This is a genomic window from Pseudomonas sp. GW822-FHT06D10 (genome assembly GCF_058799535.1).
The window spans coordinates 575,274-587,796 of record NZ_JBXALN010000005.1; the positions used below are offsets into that span (position 1 = coordinate 575,274).

10 protein-coding genes are annotated in these 12,523 nt (G+C 63.2%); 9 read left to right on the forward strand and 1 reads right to left on the reverse strand.

All coding sequences use genetic code 11. The features are described from left to right. Positions 1-106 precede the first annotated feature (106 nt). From amaB to AC1RL5_RS19905, 9 genes are all read left to right on the forward strand, one after another. Positions 107-1,597 (forward strand): L-piperidine-6-carboxylate dehydrogenase, encoded by a 1,491-nt coding sequence (gene amaB / locus AC1RL5_RS19865; RefSeq protein WP_011058964.1) that lies wholly within the window; start codon positions 107-109, stop codon positions 1,595-1,597. A 113-nt stretch (positions 1,598-1,710) separates the two neighbouring features. Continuing rightward, entirely contained in the window at positions 1,711-2,994 is a 1,284-nt protein-coding gene (gene amaA, locus AC1RL5_RS19870) for an L-pipecolate oxidase (protein ID WP_145713745.1), read from the forward strand. Positions 2,995-3,358: 364 nt separating this feature from the next. Continuing rightward, on the forward strand, positions 3,359-4,495 hold the full coding sequence (locus AC1RL5_RS19875) for a branched-chain amino acid ABC transporter substrate-binding protein (protein WP_011058966.1): 1,137 nt from the start codon (positions 3,359-3,361) through the stop codon (positions 4,493-4,495). A gap of 161 nt (positions 4,496-4,656) precedes the next feature. Then, the gene (locus AC1RL5_RS19880; protein WP_011058967.1) at positions 4,657-5,571 is read left to right on the forward strand and encodes an ABC transporter permease subunit; all 915 of its coding nucleotides are present in this window, start codon (positions 4,657-4,659) and stop codon (positions 5,569-5,571) included. Between the two features lie 2 nt (positions 5,572-5,573). Further along, positions 5,574-6,869, forward strand: a complete 1,296-nt coding sequence (gene livM, locus AC1RL5_RS19885; protein WP_011058968.1) for a high-affinity branched-chain amino acid ABC transporter permease LivM — start codon at positions 5,574-5,576, stop codon at positions 6,867-6,869. Then, on the forward strand, positions 6,866-7,738 hold the full coding sequence (locus AC1RL5_RS19890) for an ATP-binding cassette domain-containing protein (RefSeq protein ID WP_011058969.1): 873 nt from the start codon (positions 6,866-6,868) through the stop codon (positions 7,736-7,738). Before livM ends, AC1RL5_RS19890 begins: the two co-directional genes overlap by 4 nt. After that, positions 7,735-8,451, forward strand: a complete 717-nt coding sequence (locus tag AC1RL5_RS19895; protein WP_011058970.1) for an ABC transporter ATP-binding protein — start codon at positions 7,735-7,737, stop codon at positions 8,449-8,451. The genes AC1RL5_RS19890 and AC1RL5_RS19895 overlap by 4 nt, the downstream gene beginning before the upstream one ends. Positions 8,452-9,322: 871 nt before the next feature. Continuing rightward, entirely contained in the window at positions 9,323-10,090 is a 768-nt protein-coding gene (locus AC1RL5_RS19900) for an SDR family oxidoreductase (RefSeq protein ID WP_041115482.1), read from the forward strand. 247 nt (positions 10,091-10,337) lie between these two features. Next, on the forward strand, positions 10,338-11,243 hold the full coding sequence (locus AC1RL5_RS19905) for a cation diffusion facilitator family transporter (protein ID WP_492589537.1): 906 nt from the start codon (positions 10,338-10,340) through the stop codon (positions 11,241-11,243). 73 nt (positions 11,244-11,316) lie between these two features. Here AC1RL5_RS19905 and AC1RL5_RS19910 read toward each other — a convergent pair whose 3' ends face one another. After that, a complete protein-coding gene (locus tag AC1RL5_RS19910) occupies positions 11,317-12,456 on the reverse strand; it encodes an AGE family epimerase/isomerase (RefSeq protein ID WP_492589538.1) in 1,140 nt (379 codons plus the stop codon). Positions 12,457-12,523 lie beyond the last annotated feature (67 nt).

Here is a 12,523-nt window from a genome sequence, read left to right on the forward strand (position 1 = left end):
GCTTAAAGGTCGTTTGTTGGCAAGTCTCGGGCCAGCTACAACTACTAGCCTTGATGGCCGTCGCAGCGGCCTGGTTCTTTCGCTTTCATCTGTAAGGAGTAACCCCATGGTTGCCGCATTGCTTGATCGTCTGGGTGTCAACCCGGCCCTGTACCAGTCGGGCACCCAGCCTGTGCATTCGCCCATCGACGGCAGCCGGATCGCCGCGGTGAACTGGCAGGGCGCCGCCGAGGTGGAGCAGCAGGTCAGTCGCGCAGAGCATGCATTCGCCCTGTGGCGCAAGGTGCCGGCACCCCGTCGCGGCGAGCTGGTGCGGCAATTCGGCGAGGTGCTGCGCGAGTACAAGGCCGACCTGGGGGAGCTGGTGTCCTGGGAAGCTGGCAAGATCACCCAGGAAGGCCTGGGGGAAGTGCAGGAAATGATCGACATCTGCGACTTCGCTGTCGGCCTGTCGCGCCAGCTCTACGGCCTGACCATCGCCTCCGAGCGCCCGGGCCACCACATGCGTGAAACCTGGCATCCCCTGGGGGTTGTCGGGGTGATCAGCGCCTTCAACTTCCCGGTAGCGGTCTGGGCCTGGAACACCACCCTGGCGCTGGTCTGCGGCAACCCGGTGATCTGGAAACCCTCGGAAAAGACCCCGCTCACCGCCCTGGCCTGCCAGGCGCTGCTGGAGCGCGTGTTGAAGAACTTCCAGGATGCTCCCGAATACCTGAGCCAGGTGATCATCGGCGGCCGTGATGCCGGCGCCGCCCTGGTGGACGATCCGCGGGTGGCCCTGATCAGTGCCACCGGCAGCACCCGCATGGGCCGCGAAGTGGCGCCGAAAGTGGCCGCGCGCTTTGCCCGCAGCATCCTCGAACTGGGGGGCAACAATGCCATGATCCTCGGCCCCAGCGCCGACCTGGACATGGCGGTGCGCGCCATCCTGTTCAGCGCCGTGGGTACCGCCGGCCAGCGTTGCACCACCCTGCGTCGCCTGATTGCCCACGAGTCGGTGAAAGAGGAAATCATCAGCCGCCTCAAGACGGCCTATTCCAAGGTGCGCATCGGCCACCCGCTGGAAGGCAACCTGATCGGCCCGCTGATCGACAAGCACAGTTTCGAGGCCATGCAGGATGCCCTGGAGCAGGCCCTGAGCGAGGGCGGCCGGGTCTTCGGCGGCCAGCGCCAGTTGCAGGACCAGTTCCCCAACGCCTACTACGTGTCGCCGGCCATCGTCGAAATGCCCGAGCAGAGCGAGGTGGTGTGCAGCGAAACCTTCGCGCCGATCCTCTATGTGATCGGCTACAACGACTTCGAAGAAGCGCTGCGCCTGAACAACGCCGTGCCTCAGGGCCTGTCGTCCTGCATCTTCACCACCGACGTGCGTGAGGCCGAGCAGTTCATGTCGGCGGTGGGCAGCGACTGCGGCATCGCCAACGTCAACATCGGTCCCAGCGGCGCAGAGATCGGCGGCGCCTTCGGCGGCGAGAAGGAAACCGGCGGCGGTCGCGAATCCGGCTCCGATGCCTGGCGCGGCTACATGCGGCGCCAGACCAACACCGTCAACTACTCCCGGGAGCTGCCGCTGGCCCAGGGCATCACCTTCGATTGAGTCTTTTCGCGAGCACGCTCGCTCCTACGGGGAGGTTTGTAGGAGCCAGCTTGCTGGCGAACAGCGGCAAGTGCGTTTCAGCGTCTGTGGTTCGTTGATTTCGGAGTCTGGCAATGGCGCTACAAGAACAATGTCTGTGGGAAACACTCACTCCGCAACGGCCTGACAGGGCGCCGCTCAAGGGCGAGCTGACGGCGGATGTGTGCATCATCGGCGCCGGCTTCACCGGGCTGTCGGCCGCCGTGCATTTGCTGGAGCAGGGCAAGCGGGTCTGTGTGGTCGAAGCCCACCGCGCGGGGCATGGCGGTTCAGGGCGCAACGTCGGGCTGGTGAACGCCGGCATGTGGATCCCGCCGGACGAGATCGAGGCCGGTTTCGGCGAGCAGGTGGGCAACCAGCTCAACCGCATGCTCGGCGCGGCGCCGTCATTGGTGTTCAGCCTGGTGGACAAGTACCACATCGATTGCCAGCTGCGCCGCGAAGGCACTTTGCACATGGCCCACAACGCCCGGGGTGAGGCTGATCTGCGCAGCCGTGAAGAACAGTGGAAACGTCGCGGGGCCCCCGTGGAGTTGCTGACCGGCGCGGCGTGCGAGGCGGCCACCGGCACTCGCAAGATTGCCGCGGCCCTGCTCGACCGGCGGGCGGGAACCCTCAACCCCATGGCTTACGTCAGCGGCCTGGCCAGGGCGGCGACGGAATTGGGCGGGCGTCTGTTCGACCATTCCCCGGTCACCCGCCTGGAGCGTCAGGGCCGGCGCTGGTCGGTGCAGACCGAGCAGGGCTCGGTGCTGGCCGAGCAGGTGGTGATCGCCTCCAACGCCTACACCGAAGGCGACTGGACCGAGCTGCGGCGCAACTTCTTCCCCGGCTACTACTACCAGGTGGCTTCCGCGCCCCTGACCGAAGAAGCGGCCCGGCAGATCCTGCCCGGGGGCCAGGGCTCCTGGGATACCCGACAGGTGCTCAGCAGCATCCGCCGGGATGCCGAGGGCCGCCTGTTGCTGGGTAGCCTGGGCAATGGCAGCCAGAAGCCCTTGTGGTTCCTCAAGGCCTGGGCCGACCGCGTACAGCAGCATTACTTCCCGTACCTCAAGCCGGTGGAGTGGGAATGCACCTGGACCGGCTGCATCGCCTTCACTCCCGACCACCTGATGCGCCTGTTCGAGCCGGCCCCGGGCCTGGTGGCTGTCACCGGTTACAACGGCCGGGGCGTGACCACCGGAACCGTGGTGGGCAAGGCCTTCGCCGACTACCTGTGCAACGGCGACCCCCAGGCCCTGCCGATCCCCTTCGCAGCCATGCAGCCCCTGGCCGGCGTGGGCTTGCGCAGTTGCCTGTACGAAGCCGGCTTTTCCCTCTATCACGCGGGCCAGTGCCTGCGAATTGTGATCTGAACAAGGAAATAGTGGGCGGCCGACGACGCTTTTCGATGCAGCGACTAGCCTGTAATGGTGCGGCTCGTAGCAGTCTCGCACCAGCAGTGTGCAGTTCGGTGACGCGAGCTGTTACAGCAGGGTTGCACGTTGAATTGTGTCGCGGTTGCAATGATGGCACGCATGGGTTGCGCCCATTAAAAAGCAGGGTTTTACCTTCCGCGGTTTAGACGGTTGCACGCCCAATAAAAAAGGGCTCGAAACAGTCGAAATAACAATAAGACAGCGACTTTTTTCAGAATAAAAAACCACTGGCACGGCGCTTGCTCTGAGCAACCTTAGTGAAGTCGCAGTGCCAACTAAAAAAACCTTGGAGCACCACCTCATGTCCCAGACGTTTTACAAGAAAGGCTTTCTGGCCCTCGCAGTGGCAACTGCGCTGGGTGTTTCTGCGTTTGCTCAAGCCGACCTGAAGATCGGTGTAGCGGGTCCCATGACAGGCGCCAACGCGGCATTTGGCGAGCAGTACATGAAGGGTGCACAGGCAGCGGCTGACGAGATCAACGCCAAGGGCGGGGTCAATGGCGAGAAGATCGTCCTGGTCAAGGGCGATGACGCCTGTGAACCCAAGCAGGCGGTGGCAGTGGCCAACCGCCTGGTGGACCAGGACAAGGTGGCCGGCGTGGTCGGGCATTTCTGCTCCTCGTCGACCATTCCGGCTTCCGAGGTGTACAGCGACGCCGGTGTGATTGCCATCACCCCGGGCTCCACCAACCCCCAGGTCACCGAGCGTGGCCTCTCCGCGATGTTCCGCATGTGCGGGCGTGACGACCAGCAGGGCATCGTCGCCGGTGACTACATCATCGATGTGCTCAAGGGCAAGAAAGTCGTGGTGCTGCACGACAAGGACACCTACGGCCAGGGCCTGGCGGATGCCACCAAGGCACAGTTGACCAAGCGCGGCGTGACCCCGGTGCTGTACGAGGGCCTGACCCGTGGCGAGAAAGACTTCAGCGCCGTGGTGACCAAGATCCGCGCCGCCGGCGCCGACGTGGTGTATTTCGGCGGCCTGCATCCGGAAGCCGGTCCGCTGGTACGCCAACTGCGCGAGCAGGGCCTGAAGGACGTCAAGTTCATGTCCGACGACGGCATCGTTACCGACGAATTGGTGACCACCGCCGGTGGCCCGCAATACGTTGACGGCGTGTACATGACCTTCGGCGCCGACCCGCGCCTGCTGCCGGACAGCAAGGCCGTGGTGGATGCCTTCCGCAAGGCCGGCACCGAGCCCGAGGGCTATACCCTGTACGCTTATGCCTCGATCCAGGCCCTGGCGGCCGGCTTCGGCGGCGCCAAGTCCAACAAGGGCGAAGATGCGGCCAAATGGCTCAAGGCCAATCCGGTGAAAACCGTGATGGGCGAGAAGTCCTGGGACGCCAAGGGTGACCTCAAGGTTTCCGACTACGTGGTCTATCAGTGGGACAAGGACGGCAAGTACCACCAGCTGGAAAAACAGAAGTGACATGAGTCCGAACGGACCGGTACCACCCCCTGGTACCGGTCCCTGCTCGTGCAGTACTTGCCTTTTCTCGTAGAGCTGCACAACGGACGTGTTGCGCAGACGGGTGATCCCTGTCCGGCGTCGACGGCCTGTGCAGTCTCTCAAGTCCGTGAGATTGCGTTATGGATGGTATTTTCCTGCAGCAACTGATCAATGGGCTGACCCTCGGGTCCGTCTACGGTCTGATCGCCATCGGCTACACAATGGTCTATGGCATCATCGGCATGATCAACTTCGCCCACGGCGAGGTTTACATGATTTCCGCCTACCTCGCGGCAATCAGTCTGGCTCTGCTGGCCTATTTCGGCATTGAATCCTTCCCGCTACTCATTCTCGGCACGCTGATCTTCACCGTCGTGGTGACGGGGATCTATGGCTGGGTCATCGAGCGCGTGGCCTACAAACCCCTGCGCAACTCCACCCGCCTGGCGCCGCTGATCAGCGCCATCGGCATTTCGCTGATCCTGCAGAACTACGCGCAGATCAGCCAGGGTGCCAAGCAGCAAGGGGTTCCGACCCTGCTGGCCGGGGCCTGGAAAGTCGATATCGGCACAGGCTTCGTGCAGCTCACCTACACCAAGATCTTCATCCTGGTGGCGGCGTTCGCCGGCATGGCACTGCTCACCTACATCATCAAGTACACCAAGCTCGGGCGTATGTGCCGGGCCACCCAGCAAGACCGCAAGATGGCCTCGATCCTCGGCATCAACACCGACCGGGTGATCTCCTACGTGTTCGTCATCGGCGCGGCCATGGCGGCCCTGGCCGGGGTGCTGATCACCATGAACTACGGCACGTTCGACTTCTATGCCGGCTTCGTCATCGGCATCAAGGCGTTCACCGCGGCGGTACTCGGCGGCATCGGCTCGCTGCCTGGGGCGATGCTCGGCGGGATCATCCTCGGCATCTCCGAGTCGCTGTTCTCCGGCTTGATCAACTCCGACTACAAAGACGTGTTCAGTTTCTCGCTGCTGGTGCTGATCCTGATCTTCCGTCCCCAAGGCCTGCTGGGTCGCCCACTCGTGGCGAAGGTGTAAGTATGTCTGCTGCCAATAAACCGATTGATATCAAAAAGAGCGTCATCGACGCCGTGCTGGCCGGGCTGATCTCGCTGATCGTGTTTGGCCCCATCGTGGGTGTGGTGCTCGATGGCTACAGTTTCAACCTGCAGCCGACTCGCGTGGCCTGGCTGGTAGCCATTGTCATGGCCGGCCGGCTGGCCCTGAGCCTGTTCCTGCAAACCCCCAAGGGCCTGAAGATTCTCCAGGGCTTTGAAAGCACCGGCTCCGGCGTGCATGTGCTGGCGCCGGACTACAAGTCGCGGCTGCGCTGGATCATCCCGGCCCTGATCGTGATCGCCATCGTGTTTCCGTTCTTCGCCAACAAGTACCTGCTGACCGTGGTCATTCTCGGGTTGATCTACGTACTGCTGGGCCTGGGGCTGAACATCGTGGTGGGGCTGGCGGGCCTGCTGGACCTGGGTTACGTGGCGTTCTACGCCATCGGCGCCTACGGTCTGGCCCTGGGTTACCAGTACCTGGGCCTGGGCTTCTGGACCGTGCTGCCCCTGGCGGCGATTGCCGCGGCCCTGGCGGGGTGCATATTGGGCTTCCCGGTGCTGAGGATGCACGGCGACTACCTGGCCATCGTGACCCTGGGCTTCGGCGAGATCATCCGCCTGGTGCTCAATAACTGGCTGTCCTTCACCGGTGGCCCCAACGGCATGCCGGTGCCGTCGCCGACTTTCCTGGGCCTGGAGTTCGGCCGCAAGGCCAAGGACGGCGGGGTGCCGTTTCATGAGTTCTTCGGCCTGGAATACAACCCCAACCTGAAATTCCTGTTCATCTACATCGTGCTGTTCCTGGTGGTGCTGCTGGTGCTCTACATCAAGCACCGGCTGACCCGCATGCCCGTGGGGCGGGCCTGGGAAGCCCTGCGTGAAGACGAGATCGCCTGCCGCGCCATGGGCCTGAACCATGTGCTGGTCAAACTCTCGGCCTTCACCATCGGTGCCTCCACCGCGGGCCTGGCCGGGGTGTTCTTCGCCAGCTACCAGGGCTTCGTCAACCCGTCCTCGTTCACCTTCTTCGAGTCGGCGCTGATCCTCGCCATCGTGGTCCTGGGCGGCATGGGCTCGACTGTCGGCGTGGTGATCGCAGCCTTCGTGCTGACTGTGGCGCCGGAGTTGCTGCGCAGCTTCTCCGAGTACCGGGTGCTGCTATTCGGCATTCTCATGGTGTTGATGATGATCTGGCGACCGCGAGGGCTGATCCGCATCAGCCGCACCGGCGTCACTCCACGCAAAGGTGCTCTGACTGAGGGGAACGCGCCATGAGCGAATACATTCTTTCGGTCGAAAACCTGATGATGCACTTCGGTGGCATCAAGGCCCTCAGCGACGTCAGCCTGAAGGTCAAGCGCAACTCGATCTTCGCCCTGATCGGCCCCAACGGCGCCGGCAAGACCACGGTGTTCAACTGCCTGACCGGCTTCTACAAGGCCTCCGGCGGGCGCATCGAGCTCAATACCCGGGGCCGGCAGACCAACGTCATCAAGCTCCTGGGCGAGCCCTTTCGCGCCACCGACTTCGTCTCGCCGAAAAGCTTCGCCAGCCGCCTGTACTACAAGATGTTCGGCGGCACCCACCTGGTGAACCGCGCCGGGCTGGCGCGGACCTTCCAGAACATTCGCCTGTTCAAGGAAATGTCCGTGGTGGAAAACCTGCTGGTGGCCCAGCACATGTGGGTCAACCGCAACCTGCTGGCCGGCATCCTCAACACCAAGGGCTACCGCAAGGCGGAAAGCGCCGCCCTGGACCATGCTTTCTACTGGCTGGAAGTGGTGGACCTGGTGGACTGCGCCAACCGCCTGGCCGGCGAGTTGTCCTACGGCCAGCAACGACGCCTGGAGATCGCCCGGGCCATGTGCACCCGGCCGCAGATCATCTGCCTCGACGAACCGGCCGCCGGCCTCAACCCCCAGGAAACCGAGGCGCTGAGCGCAATGATCCGGCTGCTGCGCGACGAGCACGACCTGACTGTGGTGCTGATCGAACACGACATGGGCATGGTGATGAGTATTTCCGACCACATCGTGGTGCTCGACCACGGCAACGTGATCGCCGAGGGCGGGCCGGAGGCGATCCGCAATGATCCGAAAGTGATTGCCGCCTACCTGGGTGCCGACGAAGAGGAGCTGGCATGACTCAACCTATCCTCGAACTCAAGGACCTGGACGTGTACTACGGCCCGATCCAGGCCCTGAAGAAAGTCTCGCTGCACATCAACGAAGGGGAAACCGTGAGCCTGATCGGCTCCAACGGCGCCGGCAAGTCGACCCTGCTGATGTCGATCTTCGGCCAGCCCCGGGCGGAGTCCGGGCAGATTCTCTATCGCGGTGTGGACATCACCCACAAATCGTCCCACTACATCGCCTCCAACGGCATCGCCCAGTCCCCGGAAGGGCGTCGGGTGTTCCCCGACATGACCGTGGAGGAAAACCTGCTGATGGGCACCATCCCCATTGGCGACAAGTACGCCAATGAGGACATGCAGCGCATGTTCGAGCTGTTTCCCAGGCTCAAGGAACGGCGTACCCAGCGGGCCATGACCATGTCTGGCGGCGAGCAGCAGATGCTGGCCATTGCCCGGGCATTGATGAGCCGGCCCAAGTTGCTGCTGCTGGATGAGCCGAGCCTGGGCCTGGCGCCGATCGTGGTGAAGCAGATCTTCGCCACCCTGAGGGAGTTGGCGGCCACCGGCATGACCATCTTCCTGGTGGAGCAGAACGCCAACCACGCGCTGAAGCTCTCGGACCGCGCCTACGTGATGGTCAACGGCGAGATCCGCTTGAGCGGCACCGGCAAGGAACTGCTGGTCAACGAGGAGGTGCGCAACGCTTACCTGGGCGGCCACTGACCGTCCGTTCTGTGATAAAGCATGCCCCGCCGGCCCGCGCCGCCGGGGCATTGTTATGCCCACCCCATCCCGTCTTCCCCTGTAGGCGCTGGCTTGCCAGCGAAGGGGGCCGCCTGACCGCCTTTCTGATATCACCGAGCGCCGACTGGCGCTTTGCGCCTGCACCGAGCCTGTGTCCGGTAATTGTGGAAAACATTCCTGGCAAGCTGCTTTAACGCGGCATAAAGACGCTGCAAACAGTTGTTTTTCCACTGTTTTGACTTGTCCCCGTTTGCTGTGGAGCGGGCTGTGGGTAACGTGGGTGTAGCTGGCTGCAGGCCTTTAACCACGTGGCTTGCAGGCGATTGTTTGTTTTTTGATCGGTGCTTTTTGTGGGAGCTGAAGGTGCGCTTGTCAACCTTTTTATTGTCGCAGCCGTACCTGGAAAAGGGTCGGGATAAGCCTGTGGATAAGTCTGTGATTAAACTCTGGAAAGACGGCTCTGAGCGGCGTAGTTACTGGCCTCTGGCCTTGTCAACCTTGACCGTGCGGTCATCTTTGCCCGGGCCGGCTGCATGGACCCGCGGTCCGGGTCAAGCAAAAAACTTCTGCTGAACCCACGCAAGCCCTGTGGATAGCGGCTTTCAGCCCTTTGCACTTGCCCCCAAAGACTGTGGACCGGCCTGTGGATAAGGTGCGTGCACATGGCTGCAGGCCACGTAACCCGCGGCTTGGCGCCAGGTGAGTGTTTTTTGTACAGCGAGCGTCGGGCGCGCTCACCGCTTGCGGCTCTTTACGGCCAACGGCGCGGTTGCCGGTAGGAGCCGGCCCGGGCATGCTGCGAAGCGTTTTTTATCGAAACGGCGGCTCGCCACCCAGCAAGGAGAACACCATGACTTCCACACTGTTCATTACGGGCGCGACTTCCGGTTTTGGCGAAGCCTGCGCCCGGCGCTTTGCCGCAGCCGGCTGGTCCCTGGTACTGACCGGGCGCCGCGAGGAGCGCCTCAGCGCCCTGTGCGCGGAGCTGTCCAAACAGACCGAGGTGCATGGCCTGGTGCTCGATGTGCGCGACCGCAAGGCCATGGAAGAGGCCATCGCCCAGTTACCGCCCTCGTTCAGCAAGCTGCGCGGGCTGATCAACAACGCCGGCCTGGCCCTGGGCGTGGACCCGGCGCCCAAGTGCGACCTGGATGACTGGGACACCATGGTCGACACCAACATCAAGGGCCTGATGTACAGCACCCGCCTGCTGCTGCCACGGTTGATCGCCCACGGTCGCGGCGCAGGCATCGTCAACCTGGGCTCCATCGCCGGCAACTACCCGTACCCGGGCAGCCACGTCTATGGCGCGAGCAAGGCCTTCGTCAAGCAGTTCTCCCTGAACCTGCGCTGCGACCTGCAGGGCACCGGCGTGCGCGTCACCAACATCGAGCCGGGGCTGTGCGAAAGCGAGTTCTCCCTGGTGCGCTTCGCCGGTGACCAGGCACGCTACGACGCCACCTACGCCGGGGCCGAGCCGATCCAGCCCGAGGACATCGCCGACACCATTTTCTGGGTGCTCAATACCCCGGCACACGTCAACATCAACAGCCTGGAGCTGATGCCTGTGAGCCAGACCTGGGCCGGTTTCGCCATCGAACGCAATGCCAAGTCATGAGTCTCCTGTAGCCGCTGCCGCAGGCTGCGACAGGGCCGTAGTGCCCTCCGGCGCCCGCAAGATCTTGCGCCTCTTGCGGAGGCGGTCGCAGCCTCGCCAGCGCTCGGCAGCGGCTACAGTTGTACTCGGATACACATAAGCTGATTCGTTTCAGCTTGTGGTCAGCCCTGACAGGTTAGAATTCCCGCCGGAAATTTCGCCGCTGCCTCACACGAGGCGGCGTTTTTGAAGTTCGATAGGAGGAATTGTGAGTAACCGAGGTGAGCAGGCTCTGCTCAAACAATCGACCGTACTGATGTTCGCCGTGGCGATCGCCGGTATCGTCACGGGTTTTGTTTCTGGCGCCCAATCCATCCTGTTCGATGGATTTTTTTCGCTGATCGCCACCTTCATCAAGGTCCTGATGCTGATCACCGCCAAGCTGATCGCCAAGGAAAGCAACCACCGTTTCCAGTTCGGCTTCTGGCACCTGGAACCCATGGTGCTGCTGATCGAAGGCAGCTTCCTGATGCTCATCGCCATCTACGCCTTCCTCAATGGGGTGTTCGGCATCATCAATGGTGGCCGCGAGGTCGAGCTGGGGCTGGTGATTTTCTATGCGGCGTTTTTCGCCGTGGCGGAGTTCGCCTACTTCTTCTACGTGCGCCGGCGTAACCGCAAGCTCAAGTCGTCGCTGATCCAGTTCGACAACATCAGCTGGCTGGTGGACGCGATGCTATCGGTGGGGCTGCTGGTGAGCTTCATCATCGCCTTGCTGCTCAAGCAGTACGGGCACGGCCAGTGGGCGGTGTATGTCGACCCGGCGATCCTGATCCTGCTGGCCCTGAGCATGTTGCCGCCGGCGCTGAAGATCCTGCGCCCGGCCCTGCGTGATGTGCTGGGGATCGCCCCGGACCAGTTGGACGAAAAGGTCCGCAACGTGATGGAGCAGGCCAAGGCCGCCCATGGTTTCGACGACTACATCAGCTACGTGCAGAAGCACGGTCGGGCGCGGTTCATCGAGATCCATATCGTCTTGCCGGCGCACTATCCGCTGCAGGATGTGGCGACTCTGGACCGCTTGCGCGAGGAGATTTCCAGCCTGTTGGGAGAGGCCGACGCAGCGCGCTGGCTGACCATCAGCTTTACCGGGGATCGCAAGTGGATCGCTTGATGGGCGGTGCGTCCTTCGCGGGCAAGCCCGCTCCTACGGGGTGTTGCAGGAGCCGGCTTGCCGGCCAAGGGCCTCAGGCAAAATATTCCGCCAGCCCGCGATAGCAGGTCGCCAGGTGATAAGGCGTGGTCGAGGGCATATCCCGCCGGCTGACCGCGCCGCTGGCATCCAGGCATTCATTCCAGCCCCCTGCATGCAGGAAATGCGCTTGCAGCGCCTTTAGCTGACGCAGCAAGGGCGCCTGGCCGGCCGGGCGCAAGGTCAGGGCACGCAGGTATTCGGCCTGGGCCCAGATGCGCTGGGTGGCGTCCTTGACGCCGGCTCGGGGCGGCAGTTCGAGCATGGCGCACACGGCGCCGCTCTCGGGCTCGACACCCAGTTGCTCGGTAAAGGCGAAGGCTCGTTCCACGCAAGCGTGCAGGGCGCTGCCGCGCAGTAACTGTGATGAGGCCAGCAGGAAGTACCACTCGAACTGGTGCCCCGGCTCGAACCAGTTATCCACAGCTCCCAGGGGCTTCTCCATCATCACCCCGTGCTGGGGGTCGATGAACTGCTGCTGTATGGCCTGGCACAGTTCCAGCAACGCGGCTTGGACCGCAGCGTCCTCGCGTACGGCCAGGATCGCGAGAAAGGCTTCGGCCAGGTGCATCAGTGGATTCTGCAGCGGCCCCGAACCCAATATGCACCAGTCCTCGGCGAGGCTGGCTTCGTAGAGCCCGTCGCCGCGGGCGAAGCGCTGGGCTACCACTTCCAGGGCGGCGTTGAGCACCGACTCCACCAGCGGCTCGCGGACCTTGGCCCAGTAGTGAGCGCAGGCGAAGAGGATGAAGGCGTGGGTGTAGAGGTCCTTGCGCCTATCCAGCGGCGCGCCTTCGGGGTCGATGCTGTAGAACCAGCCGCCGTGCTCGGCGTCGTGAAAGTGCCGCTGCAGCGAGCGGAACAGTGCGGCGGCGCGCTCCTGGGCGAAGGGCGCGGCGGCATCGCCGATCAATTGGGAGAACAGATACAACTGCCGGGCGCAAGCCATGGCCCGATAGCGCTGCGGTGGCAGCGGCCGATGCTCGGCGTCCAGCGCCTCATAGGGCAACGCCAACTGCGGGTTCCAGCCCGGGCCCTGCCATAGCGGCACTATCACCTTGTGGAAATGCTGCTGCATGGCGTTGAACAGAGCGCTCGATTCAGGCGAGGCGGCGGAACGGGATACATCAGGCATTGGCTGGCGTCGTCACGGCAGTTTTGAATGCGCGACATGTTACCAGAGAAGCCCCACAAGGCGGCTT